Consider the following 21,717-nt stretch of genomic DNA (forward strand, 5'->3'; position numbering starts at 1 on the left):
GAAGGAGTCGTGGAGGATGGGTATGTCCGCGCCGGACGAGCAGGTTGTTGAGGCACTGCGGGCCTCGTTGAAGGAGAACGCCCGGCTCCAGCAGGAGAACAGCGATCTCGCGGCCGCGGCCACCGAGCCCATCGCGATCGTCTCCATGGCCTGCCGGTACGCCGGCGGGATCCGCAGCCCCGAGGACCTGTGGCGGGTGGTGTCCGAGGGCGCCGACGTCTACACCCCCTTCCCCGAGGACCGGGGCTGGGACCTTGAGGGCCTCTACCACCCGGACCCCGACAACCCCGGTACGACGTATGTGCGCGAGGGCGCCTTCCTGCACGACGCGGGCCGGTTCGACGCCGCGTTCTTCGGGATCTCGCCGCGTGAGGCGCTGGCGATGGACCCGCAGCAGCGGCAGCTGCTCGAAGTGTCCTGGGAGGCCCTCGAACGGGCCGGTATCGACCCGCACTCGGTGCGGGGCAGCGACATCGGCGTGTTCGCCGGCATGGTGCACCAGGACTACGCCCCCGACCTGAGCGGCCACGAGGACTTCCTCAGCCTGGAACGCGCCCTCGGCACCGCGGGCGGCGTCGCCTCCGGACGCGTCGCCTACACCCTCGGACTGGAGGGCCCCGCGGTCACCGTCGACACCATGTGCTCCTCCTCGCTGGTGGCGACACACCTCGCCGCGCAGGCGCTGCGCCGCGGCGAGTGCTCGATGGCCCTCGTGGGCGGCTCCACGGTGATGGCGACGCCGGGCGGGTTCGTCGGCTTCGCCCGGCAGCGGGCCCTCGCCTTCGACGGGCGCATCAAGTCGTACGCCGCCGGGGCCGACGGCTCCAGCTGGGCCGAGGGCGTCGGCGTCCTGCTCCTGGAGCGGCTGTCGGTGGCAAAGGAGCGCGGCCACCGCATCCTCGCGGTGATCCGTGGCAGCGCCGTCAACCAGGACGGCGCGTCCAACGGCCTGACCGCCCCGAACGGCCCCGCCCAGCAGGGCGTGATCCGCAAGGCCCTGGCCGGCGCCGGGCTCTCCCCGGCGGATGTCGACGCGGTCGAGGGACACGGCACCGGTACGGTCCTCGGCGACCCGATCGAGGCGCAGGCGCTGCTCGCGACCTACGGCAAGGGCCGGGACCCGCAGAAGCCGCTGTGGCTCGGCTCGGTGAAGTCCGTCATCGGGCACACACAGGCGGCGTCCGGTGTGGCCGGTGTGATCAAGACGGTGCTGGCGCTGCGGCACGGGGTGCTTCCGGCGACCCTGCACGTGGACGCGCCGACCCCGCAGGTGGACTGGTCCGCGGGTGCGGTGGAGCTGCTGACCGAGGCACGGGAGTGGCCGCACGAGGGCCGTCCGCGCCGGGCCGGTGTCTCCTCGTTCGGCGCGAGCGGGACCAACGCCCACCTGATCGTGGAGGAGGCGCCCGCCGAGGAGGCGCGGCAGCCGCTGGAGTCTGCGGGTGTGGTCCCGCTGGTGGTCTCGGCGGAGACCGCCACTTCCCTGGCGACCCAGGCGGAGCGGCTCGCGGACTTCGTCGAAGGCGCCGCGGGCACGTCGCTGACGGACGTCGCGGGCGCCCTGGCGACCGGCCGTGCGGTGCTGGGCGAGCGTGCGGTGGTCGTGGCCGGCTCGGATGCGGAGGCGCTTGCCGGGCTGCGTGCGCTGGCGCGCGGTGAGAGTGCGGCGGGTGTCGTCTCCGGTTCGGGGACGCCGGGCAAGGTTGTGTGGGTGTTCCCGGGTCAGGGCTCGCAGTGGGTCGGTATGGGCCGGGAGTTGCTGGAGTCGTCTCCGGTGTTCGCTGAGCGGATCGCGGAGTGCGCTGCCGCGCTGGAGCGGTGGGTGGACTGGTCTCTCGTCGATGTGCTGCGTGGCGAGGCCGAGCCCGAACTGCTGGACCGGGTCGATGTGGTGCAGCCTGCCAGCTTCGCGGTGATGGTCGGTCTGGCCGCCCTCTGGTCGTCCGTGGGAGTCGAGCCCGACGCGGTCGTCGGTCACTCGCAGGGCGAGATCGCCGCCGCGTGCGTGTCCGGTGCGCTGTCGCTTCAGGACGCGGCGCGCGTGGTGGCACTGCGCAGCCAGGCCATCGCCTCGCAGCTGGCCGGACGCGGCGGCATGGCCTCGGTCGCGCTGAGCGAGGAAGAGGCGGTCGCGCGGCTGGAGCGCTGGTCGGACCGGGTCGAGGTGGCGGCCGTCAACGGCCCGTCCTCCGTGGTGATCGCGGGTGACGCGCAGGCGCTGGACGAGGCGCTGGACACGCTGGAGGACCAGGGCGTACGGGTGCGCCGTATCGCCGTGGACTACGCCTCGCACTCCCGGCACGTGGAGCAGATCCGCGACACCCTCGCCGAGGCACTGGCCGGGATCAGCGCCCAGGCGCCGGCGATCCCCTTCTACTCGACCGTCACCGGCGCCTGGGTCGACCAGGCCGGTGTCCTGGACGGCGGGTACTGGTACCGCAACCTGCGGGGACAGGTCGGCTTCGGCCCGGCCGTGGCCGAGCTGATCCGCCAGGGCCACAACGCCTTCGTCGAGGTCAGTGCCCACCCGGTCCTCGTCCAGCCGATCACCGAGACCGCTGACGAGAGCGACGCCGCCACGGTCGTGACCGGTTCGCTGCGGCGCCAGGAGGGCGGCCTGCGCCGCCTGTTCGCCTCGATGGCGGAGCTGTTCGTGCGCGGCGTGCCCGTGCAGTGGGCCAAGGCGCTGCCCGCCGGGGCCGCGTCGGCCCGCGTGGACCTGCCGACGTACGCCTTCGACCGGCAGCACTACTGGCTGCAGATGGGCGGCTCGGCCACGGACTCGGCGTCGCTGGGACTGGCCGCGACCGACCACCCGCTGCTCGGCGCCGTGGTGCAGCTGCCGCAGTCCGACGGCCTGGTCTTCACCTCGCGCCTGTCGCTGCAGTCGCACCCCTGGCTCGCCGGGCACGCGATCGGCGGTGTCGTCATCGTCCCCGGCACGGCGTACGTCGACCTCGCCATTCGCGCCGGCGACGAGTTCGGCTACGGCGTCCTGGAAGAACTCGTGATCGAGGCGCCGCTGGTGCTGCCCGAGCGCGGCGGGGTGCGCGTACAGGTCGCGGTGAGCGGAGCGGGCGGGACCGGCACGCGCACCGTGGACGTCTACTCCCTGCGCGAGGACGACGCGGGCGAGGGCGGCACGGGCGAGTGGACGCGGCACGCCACCGGACTCCTGTCGGCCGCGCCGAAGACCCCTGAGGCCGACATCGACTTCGCCGCATGGCCGCCGCCGGGCGCGCAGCCGGTCGACATCGACAACTTCTACGGCGACCTGGTCGAGCGCGGTTACGCCTACGGGCCCGCGTTCCAGGGCATGCGGGCGGTGTGGCGGCGTGGCGAGGAGGTCTTCGCCGAGGTCGCCCTGCCCGGGGAACAGCGCGAGGAGGCGGGCAGGTTCGGCATCCACCCCGCGCTCCTCGACGCCGCCCTGCACACGAACGCCTTCGCCAACCCGGACGACGACCGCAAGGTGCTGCCGTTCGCGTGGAACGGCCTCGTGCTGCACGCCGCCGGTGCCTCGGCGCTGCGCGTGCGGGTCGCGCCGTGCGGCCCGGACGCGCTGTCGTTCCAGGCCGCCGACGAGTCCGGTGGCCTGGTCGTGACCATGGACTCGCTGGTGTCCCTGCCGGTCTCCGCCGACCAGCTCGACGCCGCGGCGGCGGACGAGAGCCGCGACGCGCTGTTCGGCGTCGAGTGGACCGAGCTGCCCCCGGCCCAGGGCGGAGTGCCCACGCCGGCATGGGCGCCGGTGACCACGGCCGAGGACGTGACGGCCCTGGCCGCTGCTGCCGAGGTTCCGGCGGTGGCGGTCCTCCAGGCCGTCGGCGGCGACGGCGGGGATGGCGGCGAGGACGCCGTACTGGCCCTGTCCGCACGGGTGCTGGGCGTGCTGCAGGCATGGCTGGCCGCGGACCGGCTGGAGCAGTCCCGCCTCGTCGTGGTGACCCGGGGCGCGGTGCCCGCCGGTGACGGCGTGGTGACCGACCCGGCGGGCGCGGCGGTGTGGGGTCTGGTGCGCGCCGCGCAGGCCGAGAACCCGGACCGGATCGTCCTCCTCGACACAGACACAGACACAGACACCGGCACCGACGGACCGGGCGCCGTCCTCGGCGCGGTCCTCGCCGGCGACGAGCCGCAGGTCGCGGTGCGCGGTACGGCACTGTCGGCGCCCCGGCTCGCCCGCGTGACCGGCCAAGTCCCGGACGCGCCGGGCGTGTTCGCACCCGAGGGCACGGTCCTGCTCACGGGCGGCACCGGCTCCCTGGGCGGCCTTGTCGCCCGGCACCTCGTCACCCGCTACGGCGTACGCCACCTCGTGCTGGCCAGCCGCCGGGGCCCGGACGCCGAGGGCGTGCGGGAACTGGTCGCCGAGCTGACCGAGCAGGGCGCGGCGGTCTCCGTGGTGGCCTGCGACGTCTCCGAGCGCCGCGACGTCGAGGCACTGCTGGCATCCGTACCGGACGAGCACCCGCTGACCGGCGTGGTGCACCTGGCCGGTGTGCTGGACGACGGAGTGATCGCCACGCTCACCCCGGAGCGCCTCGCCGCAGTGTTCGCGCCGAAGGTGGACGCCGTACGCCACCTCGACGAGCTGACCCGGGACCTGGACCTCGACGCGTTCGTCGTGTTCTCGTCAGCCGCCGCCCTCATGGGGTCGGCGGGCCAGGGCAACTACGCGGCCGCGAACGCCTTCCTCGACGGGCTGATGGCCGCGCGCCGCGCGGCGGGCCTGCCCGGCCTCTCCCTGGCCTGGGGCCTGTGGGAGCAGAGCGACGGCCTGACCGCGCACCTCAGCGCCGTCGACCAGGCCCGCATGAGCCGCGGCGGCGTCCTCGCCCTGACCCAGGCCGAGGGCCTGCGCATCCTCGACACCGGCCTGCACATGGGCCAGGCACTCCTCGTACCGATCAAGCTGGACCTGAAGACACTGCGCGGCCAGGCCACGGCCGGCGGGGGAGTACCGCACCTGCTGCGCGGCCTGGTCCGTGCCGGCCGGCGCACGGCGCGGGCGGCCGCCGGGGACAACGGCACGCTGGTCCGCCGGCTCGCCGGGCTGTCCCCGGACGAGCAGGAGACCGTCCTGCTGTCCGTCGTCCAGGCCGAGGCGGGAGCCGTGCTCGGCTTCACCAGCCCCGAACTGGCACAGGGCACCAAGGGGTTCAGCGACATCGGCTTCGACTCCCTGACCGCCGTCGAACTGCGCAACCGGCTGAGCGCGGCGACCGGAGTGAAGCTCCCCGCCACCCTGATCTTCGACTACCCGACCCCGCAGGCCCTCGCCCGCTATCTGCGCGAGGAACTCGGGGACACCGCGGCGGCCGGCACGCCCGCCCAGGCCATGGCCCCCGTCGCGGACCCCGACGAGCCGATCGCCATCGTGGGCATGTCCTGCCGACTGCCCGGCGGGGTGACGAGCCCCGATTCCCTGTGGCGCATGGTGCAGGAGGGCCGCGAGGGCATGTCCACCTTCCCGGACGACCGCGGCTGGGACCTGGAGAGCCTGTTCGACGACGACCCCGACCACGCGGGCACGTCGTACTCCACCAAGGGCGGATTCCTGGAAGGCGCCGGCCTCTTCGACGCGGGCTTCTTCGGGATCTCGCCGCGCGAGGCGCTGGCGATGGACCCGCAGCAGCGGCTCCTCCTCGAAGCCACCTGGGAGGCCCTGGAGCGGGCGGGCATCGACCCGACCGCGGCCCGGGGCGACAACATCGGCGTGTTCTCCGGTGTCTCCATCCACGACTACGTCGAGTCCCTGACCAGCATGCCCGCGGAACTCGAAGGCTTCGCCACGACCGCCACCGCCGGAAGCGTGGCCTCGGGCCGGGTGTCGTACGTCTTCGGCTTCGAGGGCCCGGCCGTCACGGTGGACACGGCGTGCTCGTCGTCGCTGGTGGCCATGCACCTGGCCGCGCAGGCGCTGCGGCAGGGTGAGTGCTCCATGGCACTCGCCGGCGGCGTCGCCGTGATGGGATCACCGATCGGCGTTCTCGGCATGTCGCGCCAGCGCGGTCTGGCCGCCGACGGCAGCTGCAAGGCGTACGCGGACGACGCCGACGGCACCGTGCTCTCCGAGGGCGTGGCCCTGGTCGTGCTGGAGCGCCTGTCGGTGGCGCGGCAGCGCGGGCACAAGATCCTGGCGGTGCTGCGCGGCAGCGCGGTGAACCAGGACGGCGCGTCGAACGGTCTCACGGCTCCGAACGGTCCCTCGCAGCAGAGGGTGATCCGCAAGGCGCTGTCCAACGCGGGGCTCGCCCCGGCGGACGTGGACGTCGTGGAGGGCCATGGCACGGGTACGGTCCTCGGCGATCCGATCGAGGCGCAGGCGTTGATCGCGACCTACGGAAAGGACCGCGATCCCCAACGGCCGCTGTGGCTCGGCTCGTTGAAGTCGAACATCGGTCACACGCAGGCCGCCGCCGGTGTGGCCGGTGTGATCAAGATGGTGCAGGCGCTGCGGCACGGCGTGCTGCCCCCGACGCTGCACGCACAGCAGCGCACGACGAAGGTGGACTGGGCGGACGGCACCGTCGAGCTGCTGAACGAGGCCAGGGAGTGGTCGCGCGACGGTCGTCCGCGCCGGGCGGGCGTGTCCTCGTTCGGTATCAGTGGGACGAACGCGCACCTGATCCTGGAGGAGGCGCCCGAGGAGGCGGCTGTTGCGGAGACGGCGCCCGGTGGTGTGGTGCCGCTGGTGGTGTCGGCGCGCAGTGCCGGTTCGCTGGCGGGGCAGGCCGAGCGGCTCGCGGCGTTCATCGAGGGCGCCGGTCTGGCGTCGTTGTCGGGTGTCGCCGGGGCGTTGGTCGCCGACCGGGCGCTGCTGAGTGAGCGTGCGGTGGTCGTGGCCGGCTCGGATGCGGAGGCGCTTGCCGGGCTGCGTGCGCTGGCGCGCGGTGAGAGTGCGGCGGGTGTCGTCTCCGGTTCGGGTGGGCCGGGCAAGGTTGTGTGGGTGTTCCCGGGGCAGGGCTCGCAGTGGGTCGGTATGGGCCGGGAGTTGCTGGAGTCGTCTCCGGTGTTCGCTGAGCGGATCGCGGAGTGTGCGGTCGCGCTGGAGCGGTGGGTGGACTGGTCTCTCGTCGATGTGCTGCGTGGCGAGGCCGAGCCCGAGCTGCTGGAGCGGGTCGATGTGGTGCAGCCCGCCAGCTTCGCGGTGATGGTCGGTCTGGCTGCCGTCTGGTCCTCGGTGGGTGTGCTGCCGGATGCCGTGGTCGGTCATTCGCAGGGTGAGATTGCGGCCGCGTGTGTGTCGGGTGCGCTGTCGCTGGCGGATGCCGCGAAGGTCGTCGCGCTGCGCAGCCAGGCGATCGGTGAGCGGTTGGCCGGGCGTGGTGGCATGGCCTCGGTCGCGCTGACCGAGGACGAGGCGGTCGCGCGTCTTGAGCGTTGGTCGGACCGGGTCGAGGTCGCGGCCGTCAACGGCCCGTCCTCCGTGGTGATCGCGGGTGACGCGCAGGCGCTGGACGAGGCCCTTCAGGCTCTCTCGGACGACGGTGTCCGGGTGCGCCGGGTCGCGGTGGACTACGCCTCGCACACCCGGCATGTGGAGGACATCCGCGACACGCTCGCCGAGACGCTTTCCGGTATCGATGCTCAGGTGCCGCTGGTGCCGTTCTACTCGACCGTCACAGGCGGTTGGGTGGAGGGTGCCGGGGTTCTGGACGGGGACTACTGGTACCGCAACCTGCGGGGACAGGTCGGCTTCGGTCCGGCCGTCGCCGAGCTGATCCGTCAGGGCCATGGCGTCTTCGTCGAGGTCAGTGCCCACCCGGTCCTCGTCCAGCCGGTCACCGAGACCGCCGACGAGAGCGACGCCGACACTGTGGTGACCGGTTCGCTGCGGCGTGAAGAGGGCGGCCTGCGTCGTCTCCTGGCCTCGATGGCCGAGGTGTTCGTGCGCGGCGTGCCGGTGGACTGGAGCGGCGTACTCCCGGGCGGCGCGGCCGAGTCGGCGCGGGTCGAGCTGCCGACGTACGCCTTCGACCACCAGCACTACTGGCTCCACACGGCACCGACCGCCACCGACGCGAAGTCGCTGGGACAGGCGGCGGTCGACCACCCGCTGCTCGGCGCCATGGTGCGGCTTCCCCGAACCGACGGGCTGTTGTTCACCTCGCGCCTGTCGCTCAAGTCCCACCCCTGGCTGGGCGATCACCTGGTCGGTGGAGTCGTCGTCCTCCCCGGCACGGGCCTGGCCGAGCTGGCCGTACGGGCCGGTGACGAGGCCGGCTGCGGTGTCCTGGACGAGTTGGTGACCGAGGTGCCCCTCGTGGTGCCCGAACAGGGTGGCGTACGGGTCCAGGTCGCCGTGAGCGGGCCGAGCGAGAGCGGTTCGCGCACCGTGGAGGTGTACTCGCAGCGCGAGGACGCGCCCGGTGACGGGGAGACGTGGACGCGGCACGTCACCGGCACGCTGTCGGACTCGGCCGCGAACCGGGGCGCGGAGTTCGACTTCGCGGCCTGGCCGCCGCCCGGCGCGGAGTCCGTCGAGGTCGGCCACTTCTACACCGGCCTGGTCGGGCAGGGTTACGAGTACGGTCCCGCGTTCCAGGGCGTGCGCGCCCTGTGGCGGCGTGGCGAGGAGCTGTTCGCCGAGGTCGCCCTGGCCGAGGAGCAGCGCAAGGACGCCGTGAAGTTCGGCATCCATCCCGCGCTGCTCGACGCCGCCCTGCACGCCCACACGCTCAGCGGTGCGTCGGCGGACGGCGACACGGTGCGTCAGCCGCTCGACTGGAACGGCCTGGTGCTGCACGCCTCGGGCGCCTCGGCGCTGCGGGTGCGGCTGCTGCTCGACGGGTCCGACGTCCTCTCGCTGGAGGCGGCGGACGAGACCGGTGGCCTGGTGGTGTCGGCGGACTCGCTGGTGATGCGGGCGCTGTCCGCCGAGCACCTGGCGGGTTCCGGTGACGCGGCGGTCGCCGACTCGCTGTTCCGAGTGGAGTGGACCGAGCTGCCCCCGGACCGGGGTGCCGAGCCCGCGCCGTCGTGGGCGCCGGTGGCCTCGGCCGATGACGTGGCGGATCTGGCAGGTGCTGAGGAGATTCCGGCGGTGGCGGTCCTCCAGGCCGTCGGCGGTGACGGCGAGGACTCTGTGCTCGCCCTGACCTCTCAGGTCCTGGAAGTGGTCCAGGTGTGGCTGAGCGCCGTCGGTCTGGAGGAGTCGCGCCTCGTCGTGGCCACGCGGGGCGCGGTCCCCGCCGGCAGCGAGGGTGCGGTGACGGACCCGGCCGGAGCTGCCGTGTGGGGTCTGGTGCGTGCCGCGCAGGCCGAGAACCCGGACCGGATCGTCCTGGTCGACACCGATCCGGCGGCTCCGGTCTCCGGCGACGCTGCGGTGCCCGTGCTGGGCGTGGCGCTGGCGAGCGGCGAGCCTCAGCTCGCGGTGCGCGGCGATGCTGTCTCCGTACCGCGGCTGGCCCGCGTCACCGCCCAAGTCGCGGACGCGCAACCGGTGTTCGGCCCTGAGGGGACGGTTCTGATCACGGGTGGTACCGGCTCGCTGGGCGCGCTGGCGGCCCGGCACCTGGTCTCCCGGTACGGCGTACGCCACCTGGTCCTCGCCAGCCGTCGCGGCCCGGACGCCGAGGGCGCGCGGGAGCTGGTGGCCGAGCTGACCGGGCAGGGCGCGGAGGTCTCCGTCGTGGCCTGTGACGTCTCCGACCGCGACCAGGCGCAGGCCCTGCTGGCCTCGGTGCCGGACGAGCACCGCCTGCGCGCAGTGGTGCACACGGCCGGTGTCCTGGACGCCGGTGTGATCGGGGCACTGACCCCCGAGCGCCTGGCGCGGGTGTTCGGGCCGAAGGTGGACGCCGTACGGCATCTGGATGAGCTGACGCGCGGTCTGGAGCTGGACGCGTTCGTCGTCTACTCCTCCGTCTCGGCGGTCTTCATGGGTGCGGGCAGTGGCAGTTACGCGGCGGCCAATGCCTTCCTGGACGGCCTGATGGCCCAGCGCCGGGCGGCCGGACTGCCCGGCCTCTCCCTGGCCTGGGGCCTGTGGGAGCAGACCAGCGGCATGGCCGCGGGCACCGACGACCTCACCCGGTCCCGGATGAGCCGCCGCGGCGGCCTCCAGATCATGACCCTGGCGCAGGGCATGGAGCTGTTCGACGCCGCCGTCGGATCCGAGGAGTCGCTCCTCGTGCCGGCCAAGCTGGATCTGCGGGCCGTACGCGCCGACGCGGCGACGAGCGGCGGCGTGCCGCACCTGCTGCGCGGCCTGGTCCGCGCCGGCCGGCAGCAGGCACGGACGGGGTCCGCCAGGGACGGCGAGCCGATGCGCCGCCTCGCCGGGCTCCCCGCCGCCGAACAGGAGAAGGCCCTCGTCGACCTGGTGCGTACCCAGGCCGCGGTCGTGCTCGGGCACGCCGGGCCGGACGGGGTCCGGCCGGACACGGCGTTCAAGGACACCGGGTTCGACTCGCTCACGGCCGTGGAACTGCGCAACCGGCTGCGCGAGGCCACGGGTCTGAAACTGCCCGCCACCTTGGTCTTCGACTACCCGAACCCGCAGACCCTGGCCCGCCATCTGCACACCGAACTGTTCCCGGACGGCGGCGCGGCCGACCCGGACGTGGACGAGGCACAGCTGCGGCGCGCACTCGCGTCGCTCCCGCTCGCCCGGTTCCGGGCAGCCGGAGTGCTGGACGCCCTGGTCGCGCTGGTCGCCCTCGGCGACGGCGAACCGGCGACCGGCGCGCTGGACGACGCCGATGACGAGACGGCGATCGCCGACCTGAACGTCGACGATCTCGTGCAGCTGGCGCTCGGCGACAACTAACCCTGCGACACCTGAATGATTGGGGATTTCAAGTGAGTGCGTCGTACGAAAAGGTCGTCGAGGCGCTCCGGGCATCGCTCGAAGAGGTCGGCTCGCTGAAGAAGCAGAACCGCCAGCTCATCGACGCTTCCCGGGAGCCGGTGGCCGTGGTGGGCATGGCGTGCCGGCTGCCCGGCGGGGTGGCGGGTCCGGAGGACCTGTGGCGACTGGTGCGAGACGGCCGCGACGCCGTCACGGAGTTCCCCGAGGACCGCGGCTGGGACCTGGAGGGCCTGTTCGACCCGGACCCGGAGCGCGCGGGCACCACGTACACCAGCAAGGGCGGCTTCCTCCACGAGGCGGGCCTCTTCGACGCGGGGTTCTTCGGGATCTCGCCGCGTGAGGCGCTGGCGATGGACCCGCAGCAGCGACTGCTCCTGGAGACCTCCTGGGAGGCCCTGGAGAGCGCCGGTGTCGACCCGGTCTCGCTGAAGGGCACCGATGTCGGCGTGTTCTCCGGCGTCTTCGGCCAGGGCTATGTCGCACCCGGCGCCAGCGTGGTCACTCCGGAACTGGAGGGCTTCGCGGGCACGGGCGGGTCGACGAGCGTCGCATCGGGCCGGGTGTCGTACGTATTCGGCTTCGAGGGCCCGGCCGTCACCATCGACTCGGCGTGTTCGTCGTCGCTGGTGGCGATGCATCTGGCCGCGCAGGCGCTGCGGCAGGGCGAGTGCACCATGGCGCTGGCCGGCGGCGCCACGGTCATGGCCAACCCCGGCGCCTTCGTGGAGTTCTCCCGCCAGCGCGGCCTGGCCACCGACGGCCGCTGCAAGGCGTACGCGGACGGCGCGGACGGCACGGGCTGGGCCGAGGGCGTGGGTGTCGTCGTGCTGGAGCGTCTGTCGGTGGCGCGGGAGCGCGGGCACAAGATCCTGGCGGTGTTGCGCGGCAGCGCCGTGAACCAGGACGGCGCGTCGAACGGCCTCACGGCTCCGAACGGGCCCGCGCAGCAGCGAGTCATCCGTGGTGCCCTGGCCAACGCGGGTCTGAGCCCGGCCGATGTGGACGTGGTCGAGGGCCATGGCACGGGTACGGTCCTCGGTGACCCGATCGAGGCGCAGGCGTTGCTCGCGACGTACGGCAAGGGCCGGAACCCGGAGAAGCCGCTGTGGCTGGGGTCGTTGAAGTCGAACATCGGGCATACGCAGGCTGCTGCGGGTGTGGCCGGTGTGATCAAGATGGTGCAGGCGCTGCGGCACGGGACGCTTCCGGCGACTCTGCACGTGGACGCGCCCACGTCCCAGGTGGACTGGTCCGCGGGTGCGGTGGAGCTTCTGACCGAGTCCCGGGAGTGGCCGCGCGACGGTCGTCCGCGTCGTGCGGGCGTGTCCGCGTTCGGCGTCAGCGGGACCAACGCGCACCTGATCCTGGAGGAGGCGCCCGAGGAGGCGGCGCAGCCGCTGGTGTCTGCGGGTGTGGTGCCGCTGGTGGTGTCGGCGCGCAGTGAGGCCTCGCTGTCGGGGCAGGCCGAGCGGCTCGCGGCGTTCATCGAGAGCGCCGGTCTGGCGTCGCTGTCGGGTGTCGCTGGGACGCTGGCCTCCGCCCGTGCGGTGCTGAGCGAGCGTGCGGTGGTCGTGGCCGGCTCGGATGCGGAGGCGCTTGCCGGGCTGCGTGCGCTGGCGCGCGGTGAGAGCGCGGCGGGTGTCGTATCCGGCTCGGGGACGCCGGGCAAGGTCGTGTGGGTGTTCCCGGGTCAGGGCTCGCAGTGGGTCGGAATGGGCCGGGAGTTGCTGGAGTCTTCTCCGGTGTTCGCCGAGCGGATCGCGGAGTGTGCGGTCGCGCTGGAGCGGTGGGTGGACTGGTCTCTCGTCGATGTGCTGCGTGGCGAGGCCGAGCCCGAACTGCTGGACCGGGTCGATGTGGTGCAGCCCGCCAGCTTCGCGGTGATGGTCGGTCTGGCGGCTGTGTGGTCGTCGGTGGGTGTTCGTCCTGATGCTGTGCTGGGTCATTCGCAGGGTGAGATCGCGGCCGCGTGTGTGTCGGGTGCGCTGTCGCTGGCGGATGCCGCGAAGGTGGTTGCGCTGCGCAGCCAGGCGATCGGTGAGCGGTTGGCGGGGCGTGGTGGCATGGCCTCGGTCGCGCTGACCGAGGACGAGGCCGCTAAGCGGCTGGAGCGTTGGTCGGACCGGGTCGAGGTCGCGGCCGTCAACGGCCCGTCCTCCGTGGTGATCGCGGGTGACGCGCAGGCGCTGGACGAGGCACTTCAGGCTCTCTCGGACGACGGTGTCCGGGTGCGCCGGGTCGCGGTGGACTATGCCTCGCACACCCGCCACGTGGAGGACATTCGCGACGCCCTCGCCGAGACGCTGGACGGCATCGACGCTCAGGCGCCGGCGATCCCCTTCTTCTCCACGGTCACCGGCACCTGGGTCGACGAGGCCGGTGTCCTCGACGGCGGCTACTGGTACCGCAACCTGCGCGGCCAGGTCGGCTTCGGACCGGCCGTCGCCGAGCTGATCCGCCAGGGCCACAACGCCTTCGTCGAGGTCAGTGCCCACCCGGTCCTCGTCCAGCCGATCACCGAGACCCTTGACGAGAACGACACCACCACGGTGGTGACCGGTTCGCTGCGCCGCGAGGACGGCGGCCTGCGTCGCCTCCTGGCCTCGATGGCCGAGGTGTTCGTGCGCGGCGTCCCGGTGGACTGGGCCGGGGTGCTGCCGGACGGAGCCATGTCGGCGGGCGTGGACCTGCCGACGTACGCCTTCGAGCACAAGCACTACTGGCTGCAGGAGACCGGCACGGCGACGGACGCGGCGTCCCTGGGGCAGGCGGCGGCCGACCACCCGTTGCTCGGTGCCGTGGTGCGGCTGCCGCAGTCCGACGGGCTGGTCTTCACCTCGCGCCTGTCGCTCAAGTCGCACGCCTGGCTGGCCGATCACGCTGTCGGCGGAGTCGTCATCCTGCCCGGAACGGGCCTGGTCGAGCTGGCCGTACGCGCTGGTGACGAGGCCGGCTGCGGTGTCCTGGACGAGCTGGTGATCGAGGCGCCGCTCGTGGTGCCGCAGCAGGGCGGTGTGCGCGTCCAGGTCGCCGTGGGCGCGCCGAGCGAGAGCGGTTCGCGCACCGTGGAGGTGTACTCGCAGCGCGAGGACGCTCCCGACGACGCGGAGACGTGGACGCGGCACGCCACCGGCACGCTGTCGGCCGAGCCGTCGGCGCAGGAGACCGAGGCCGACTTCGCCGCGTGGCCGCCGCAGGGTGCGGAGCCCGTCGAGGTCGGCGACTTCTACCGTGACCTGGTGGAGCGTGGCTACGGCTACGGCCCCGCGTTCCAGGGCGTACGGGCGGTGTGGCGGCGCGGCGAGGAGGTCTTCGCCGAGGTCGCCCTGCCCGGGGAACAGCGCAAGGAGGCCGGGCGGTTCGGTATCCATCCGGCGCTGCTCGATGCGGCGCTGCAGGCAGCCACGATCGGGAACGCGGCGGGCGCGGCGGCGGACGACTCCGCGGCACCGGTGCTGGCGTTCGCGTGGAACGGGCTGGTGCTGCACGCCTCGGGTGCCTCGGCACTGCGCGTGCGGATCGCGCCGAACGGCGCGGACGCGCTGACGGTCCAGGCGGCCGACGAAGCCGGCGGCCTGGTGGTGACGCTGGACTCGCTGGTGTCCCGGGCGGTGTCCGCCGAGCAGTTGGAGACGCCGGTCGACGCGACGGTCGCCAACGCGCTGTTCCGGCTGGAGTGGAGCGAACTTCCCCCGGTTCCGGGGTCGGAGCTTCCGCCGTCGTGGGTCCCGGTGACCACGGCCGACGATGTGGCGGCCGTGGCCGCGAGCGGTGCCGCACCGGCGGTGGTGGTCCTGGAGGCCGTCGGCGGCGACGCCGAGGACGCCGTACTGGCCCTGTCCGCACGGGTGTTGAGCGTGCTGCAGACGTGGGTGAGCGCGGACGGCCTCGAGGAATCGCAGCTGGTGGTTGCGACCCGGGGCGCGGTGCCCGCAGGTGCCGAGGGCGCGGTCACCGACCCGGCCGGAGCGGCGGTGTGGGGTCTGGTGCGCGCCGCCCAGTCCGAGAACCCGGACCGCTTCGTCCTGCTGGACACCGACCCCGCCGACGAAGGCGGCGTGGACTCGGTCCTGGACTCCCTGCTGGGCCCGGTGGTGGCCGGTGCGGAGCCCCAGGTCGCCGTCCGCGGCACGGTCATGTCGATCCCCCGGCTCGCCCGTACCACCGGCCATATCGCGGACGGTGCCGCGACGTTCGGGCCGGAGGGGACCGTTCTGATCTCGGGCGGCGGGTCGCTGGGCGCCCTGGCGGCCCGGCACCTGGTCTCCCGGCACGGGGTACGGCACCTGGTCCTCGCCAGCCGCCGCGGCCCGGACGCCGACGGCGTACGCGAGCTGGCGGCCGAACTCGCCGAGCAGGGCGCGGACTTGTCCGTCGTGGCCTGTGACGTCTCCGACCGCGAGCAGGTCGAGGCGCTGCTCGCCTCGGTGCCGCAGGAGCACCCGCTGCGCGGTGTGGTGCACACGGCCGGTGTGTTCGACGACGGGCTGATCGGGGCGCTGACCCCCGAGCGCCTCGCCGCGGTGTTCGCCCCGAAGGTGGACGCCGTACGCCACCTGGACGAGCTGACGCGCGGCCTGGAGCTGGACGCGTTCGTCGTCTACTCCTCCGTGGCCGGGCTCTCCGGCGGCGCCGGCCAGGGCAACTACTCGGCGGCCAACGCCTTCCTGGACGGCCTGATGAGCAGCCGCCGGGCGGCGGGTCTGCCCGGTCTGTCCCTGGCCTGGGGCCTGTGGGAGCAGTCCCTCGGCATGGCCGGCCACCTCAGCGCCGTCGACCAGGCGCGGGCGAGCCGCAGCGGTGTGCTGGAGATATCGGCCGCCGAGGGCATGGAACTGTTCGACGCCGCCCTCACCTCCGGGCAGGCGCTCCTCGTACCGGTCAAGCTGGACCTGCGGAGCGTACGAGCCGACGCTTCGGCGGGCGCGGCTGTGCCGCACCTGCTGCGCGGACTCGTACGGACGGGCCGGCAGCAGGCCCGCGCGGCGAGCACCGCCGACGAGAACAAGCAGCTGTCCGACCGGCTGGCCGGACTCGCGGCCGCCGAGCAGGAGGCGCTGCTCCTGGGCCTGGTGCGGGCGCAGGCCGCCGTCGTGCTCGGCCACAGCGAGGGGGACGGCGTCCGGGCGGACACCGCGTTCAAGGACCTCGGCTTCGACTCGCTGACCTCGGTGGAGCTGCGCAACCGGCTGCGCGAGGCGACCGGCCTGAAGCTTCCCCCCACGCTCGTCTTCGACTACCCCACCCCGCTGGCCCTCGCCCGCCATCTGCTCGAGGAGTTCGGCGACGTGGCGGCGCCGGAGCCGGCGGTGCCGGCGGCACCGGTGGTCGCGGCGGCCGATGCCAACGAGCCGCTCGCCATCGTCGGCATGGCCTGCCGGCTGCCGGGCGGTGTCTCCTCGCCCGAGGAGCTGTGGAAGCTGGTCGTCGACGGTATCGACGCCGTGTCGGACTTCCCCGAGGACCGTGGCTGGGACCTGGAGGGCCTGTTCGACGACGACCCGGACCAAGCGGGCACCTCGTACACCAGCCAGGGCGGCTTCCTGCAGGGCGCCGGTCTGTTCGACCCGGGCTTCTTCGGCATCTCGCCGCGCGAGGCGCTGGCGATGGACCCGCAGCAGCGGCTCCTCCTCGAAGCCTCCTGGGAGGCCGTGGAGGGCGCGGGCATCGACCCGACCACGCTCAAGGGATCGGACGTCGGCGTGTTCTCCGGCGTCTCCGGCCAGGGCTACGGCACCGGCCAGATCGCACCGGAGGTCGAGGGCTTCGCGGGCACAGGGCTGGCGTCGAGTGTGGCGTCGGGCCGGGTGTCGTACGTCTTCGGCTTCGAGGGCCCGGCGGTGTCGGTGGACACGGCCTGCTCGTCGTCGCTGGTGGCGATGCATCTGGCGGCCCAGTCACTGCGGCAGGGCGAGTGCTCCATGGCGCTCGCCGGCGGCGTGATGGTGATGGCCACGCCCTCCACCTTCATGGCCTTCTCGCGGCAGCGGGGCCTGGCCACCGACGGCCGCAGCAAGGCGTTCGCCGAGGGCGCGGACGGCATGGGCCTGTCCGAGGGCGTGGGCGTCGTGGTCCTGGAGCGACTGTCGGTGGCGCGCGAGCGCGGCCACAAGATCCTCGCGGTGCTGCGCGGCAGCGCGGTGAACCAGGACGGCGCGTCCAACGGTCTCACGGCCCCGAACGGCCCCGCCCAGCAGCGGGTCATCCGCAAGGCTCTGGCCGGCGCCGGGCTGTCCCCGGCGGACGTGGACGTCGTGGAGGGCCATGGCACGGGTACGGCCCTGGGCGACCCGATCGAGGCGCAGGCGCTGCTCGCCACGTACGGCAAGGGCCGGGATCCGCAGAAGCCGCTGTGGCTCGGCTCGTTGAAGTCCAACATCGGCCACTCGCAGGCGGCCGCGGGCGTGGCCAGTGTCATCAAGATGGTGCAGGCGCTGCGGTACGGCGTGCTGCCCCCGACGCTGCACGCAGAGCAGCGTACGACGAAGGTGGACTGGTCCGCGGGTGCGGTGGAGCTGCTGACCGAGGCGCGGGACTGGCCGCGTGAGGGTGCTCCGCGTCGAGCGGGTGTCTCCTCCTTCGGCGTCAGCGGGACCAACGTGCACCTGATCCTGGAGGAAGCGCCCGAGCCGGACGAGACACCTGCCGCGGAGACACAGCAGCCGCTGGTGTCCGCGGACGTGGTGCCGCTGGTGGTGTCGGCGCGCGGCGCGGGCTCCCTGGCGGGGCAGGCCGGCCGGCTCGCGTCGTTCATCGAGGAGTCCGGTCAGGCGTCGCTGTCGGGTGTCGCCGGGGCGCTGGTCGCCGACCGGGCGCTGCTGGGCGAGCGTGCGGTGGTCGTGGCCGGCTCGGAGGAGGAGGCGCTTGCCGGGCTGCGTGCGCTGGCGCGCGGCGAGAGCGCGTCCGGTGTGGCCGTCGGCAGCGTGGGCTCCACGTCGCCGGGCAAGGTCGTGTGGGTGTTCCCGGGTCAGGGCTCGCAATGGGTCGGTATGGGCCGGGAGTTGCTGGAGTCCTCGCCGGTGTTCGCCGAGCGGATCGCCGAGTGCGCTGCTGCGCTGGAGCCGTGGATCGACTGGTCGCTCGTGGGCGTGCTGCGGGGCGAGGCTGCTCCGGAGTTGCTGGAGCGGGTCGATGTGGTGCAGCCCGCGAGCTTCGCTGTGATGGTGGGTCTGGCGGCTGTGTGGTCGTCGGTGGGTGTGCTGCCGGACGCGGTGCTGGGTCATTCGCAGGGTGAGATCGCTGCTGCGTGTGTGTCGGGTGCGCTGTCGCTGGCGGATGCGGCGAAGGTGGTTGCGCTGCGCAGCCAGGCGATCGGTGAGCGGCTGGCCGGTCGTGGTGGCATGGCCTCGGTCGCGCTGACCGAGGAAGAGGCTTCTCAGCGGCTGGAGCGTTGGTCGGATCGTGTCGAGGTCGCGGCGGTCAACGGCCCGTCCTCCGTGGTGATCGCGGGTGACGCGCAGGCGCTGGACGAGGCACTTCAGGCTCTCTCGGACGACGGTGTCCGGGTGCGCCGGGTCGCGGTGGACTACGCCTCGCACACCCGCCACGTGGAGGACATCCGCGACGCCCTCGCCGAGACGCTGGCGGGCGTCAGTGCCCAGGCGCCGCTCGTTCCGTTCTACTCGACTGTGACGAGCGGCTGGATCCAGGACGCCGACGTTCTGGACGGGGACTACTGGTACCGCAACCTGCGGGGCCAGGTCGGCTTCGGACCGGCCGTCGCCGAGCTGATCCGTCAGGGTCATGGCGTCTTCGTCGAGGTCAGTGCCCATCCGGTCCTCGTCCAGCCGATCACCGAGACCGCCGACGAGAGCGACGCCGACACGGTGGTGACCGGCTCGCTGCGGCGCGAGGAAGGCGGGCTGCGCCGTCTGCTCGCCTCGATGGCCGAGGTGTTCGTGCACGGTGTCCCCGTGGACTGGAGCGGCGCGCTGCCGGGCGGCGCGGCCGAGTCGGCGCGGATCGAGCTGCCGACGTACGCCTTCGACCACCAGCACTTCTGGCTCCACACGGCACCGACCGCCACCGACGCCGCCTCCCTCGGCCTGGCCGGGACCGATCACCCGCTGCTCGGCGCCGTGGTGCGGCTGCCGCAGTCCGACGGGCTGGTGTTCACCTCGCGCCTGTCGCTGAAGTCGCACCCCTGGCTGGGCGATCACGTGGTCGGCGGCCTGGTCCTCATCCCGGCCACCGGGCTCCTCGAACTGGCCGTACGCGCCGGGGACGAGGCCGGCTGCGGTGTCCTGGACGAGCTGGTGACCGAGGCACCCCTCGTGGTGCCGCAGCAGGGTGGCGTACGGGTCCAGGTCGCCGTGGGCGCGCCGAGCGAGAACGGCTCGCGCACCGTGGAGATCTACTCGCAGCGCGAGGACGCGCCTGGTGACGCGGAGACGTGGACACGGCACGCCACCGGACTCCTGTCGGCCTCGGCCGCGAACCGTGCGACGGACTTCGACTTCGCGGCCTGGCCGCCGGCCGACGCCGAGCAGGTGGATCTGGACACCGGCGACCTGTACGAGGGCCTGCTCGAACGCGGTTACGCGTACGGGCCCGTGTTCCAGGGCGTGCGCGCCGTGTGGCGGCGCGGCGAGGAGCTGTTCGCCGAGGTCGCCCTGCCCGACGAGGCGCGCAAGGAGGCCGGGAGCTTCGGCCTTCACCCCGCGCTGCTCGACGCGGCCCTCCAGGCCGGGACGTTCGCCGCAGCGGCGGACGCCGCCGGGGAGGAAGCCGGGCAGCCGGTGATGCCGTTCTCCTGGAACGGTCTCGTGCTGCACGCCTCGGGCGCCTCGGCGCTGCGGGTGCGGGTCGCACCGAACGGTCCGGACACGCTGTCGGTCGCGGCGGCGGACCAGACCGGCAGCCCGGTCCTGACGATGGAATCGCTGGTCATGCGGGCGGTGAACATCGAGCAGCTGGGTGCTTCCGCGGTGGCGGAGAGCAGCGACTCGCTGTTCGCGGTGGAGTGGACCGAACTGCCCCCGGCCCAGGGGGCTCAGCCCGCATCGGCGTGGGTGCCGGTGGCCACGGCCGACGATCTGGCGGCCCTGACCGCGGGCGGCGGCCTGCCGGAGGTCGCGGTCCTGGAGGCCGTCGGCGGTGCCGGCGAGGATGCCGTGCTCGCCCTGTCCTCCCAGGTCCTGGAGGTGGTCCAGGCGTGGCTGAGCGCCTCCGGTGCCGAGGAGTCGCGCCTCGTGGTACTGACCCGGGGCGCGGTGCCCGCCGGTGCCGAGGGCGCGGTGACCGACCCGGCCGGCGCGGCCGTGTGGGGTCTGGTGCGCGCGGCCCAGTCCGAGAACCCGGACCGGATCGTCCTCCTCGACACCGACCCCGACGCCGAGGGCGGCGTGGAGCCGGTGCTGGACTCCGTCCTCGCCGAGGTGGTGGCCGGCGGTGAACCGCAGCTCGCGGTGCGCGGCACGACCCTCTCCGTGCCCCGGCTCGCCCGGGTGACCGCTCAAGTCACCGATATGGAACCGGTGTTCAAGGCGGACGGGACCGTCCTGGTCTCGGGCGGCGGGTCGCTCGGCGCCCTGGCGGCCCGGCATCTGGTCGCCCGCAACGGCGTACGCCACCTCGTTCTCGCCAGCCGTCGCGGCCCGGACGCCGAGGGCGTGCGGGAACTGGTCGCCGAGCTGACCGAGCAGGGCGCGACGGTCTCCGCCGTGGCCTGTGACGTCTCCGACCGCGAACAGGTCGAGGCGCTGCTCGCCTCGGTGCCGCAGGAGCACCCGCTGCGCGGTGTGGTGCACACGGCCGGTGTGTTCGATCCCGGTGTGATCGGGGCGCTGACCCCGGAGCGCCTGGCCAGGGTGTTCGCGCCGAAGGTGGACGCCGTACGCCACCTCGACGAGCTGACCCGCGATCTGGCCCTGGACGCGTTCGTCGTCTACTCCTCCGCCTCCTCCGTCTTCATGGGCGCGGGCAGCGGCGGCTACGCGGCGGCCAACGCCTTCCTGGACGGCCTGATGGCCCACCGCCGCGCGGCGGGTCTGCCCGGGCTCTCGCTGTCCTGGGGGCCGTGGGAGCAGGTCACCGGCATGGCCGGGAACATCGACGACCTGACCAGGACCCGGATGAGCCGGCGTGAGGGGCGCGGCGGAGTCCTGGCGCTCAAGTCCGCCGACGGCATGGAGCTGTTCGACGCCGCGCTGCGATCCGAGCACGCGCTCCTCGTGCCGGTCGCCCTGGACCTGCGGGCCGTGCGTGGCGACGCGGCGGCGGGCAGCGGCGTGCCGCACCTGCTGCGCGGCCTGGTCCGCGCGGGCCGGCAGCAGGCACGGACGGCCGCCGGCGGCGGCGAGCAGCGGCAGCTGGCCGACCGGCTGGCCGGGCTGAGCGCGGCGAAGCAGGAGACGCTGCTCCTCGATGTGGTGCGCGGGCAGGCCGCGGTCGTGCTCGGGCACAGCGGGCCGGAGAGCGTCCGGGTGGACATGGCGTTCAACGAGGCCGGGTTCGACTCGCTCACCTCGGTGGAGCTGCGCAACCGGCTGCGTGAGGCGACCGGTCTGAAGCTGCCCGCCACGCTGGTCTTCGACCACCCGACCCCGCTGGCGCTCGCCCGCCATCTGCGGACCGAGCTGGCCGTCGACGAGGTGTCGCCCGCCGACGCGGTGCTGGCCGGTCTCGCCGGTCTGGAGGCGGTCATCGAGTCCGCGGCGCCCGACGAGGAGGCCCGCGACCGGATCACCGTACGCCTGCGGGAGCTGCTGCGGGCAGCCGAGGCGGCGGGCACCGCCGGCCCGGGCACGGGCGGCGCGGACACGTCCGACGACGACCTGGAGAACGCCAGCGACGAGGAGCTGTTCGCGCTCTTCGAGCGGCTCGACTGAGCCGCGTCCGTGCGGGCCGGACCCACCCGGGCCCGGCCCGCACGGCCCTGCACGGCCCCGCACAGA

General features: G+C 73.5%; 2 protein-coding genes. Both read left to right on the forward strand.

Annotated elements, in window-relative coordinates:
• The first annotated feature begins 16 nt into the window (after positions 1 to 16).
• Positions 17 to 10,780, forward strand: coding sequence for a type I polyketide synthase (locus AB0L75_RS30845; RefSeq protein WP_365187440.1), 10,764 nt, complete (start codon positions 17 to 19; stop codon positions 10,778 to 10,780).
• 32 nt (positions 10,781 to 10,812) lie between these two features.
• Entirely contained in the window at positions 10,813 to 21,651 is a 10,839-nt protein-coding gene (locus AB0L75_RS30850) for a type I polyketide synthase (RefSeq protein ID WP_365187442.1), read from the forward strand.
• The last annotated feature ends 66 nt before the right edge of the window (positions 21,652 to 21,717 follow it).

The organism is Streptomyces sp. NPDC052101, assembly GCF_040680235.1.
Classification (GTDB): Bacteria; Actinomycetota; Actinomycetes; order Streptomycetales; family Streptomycetaceae; genus Streptomyces.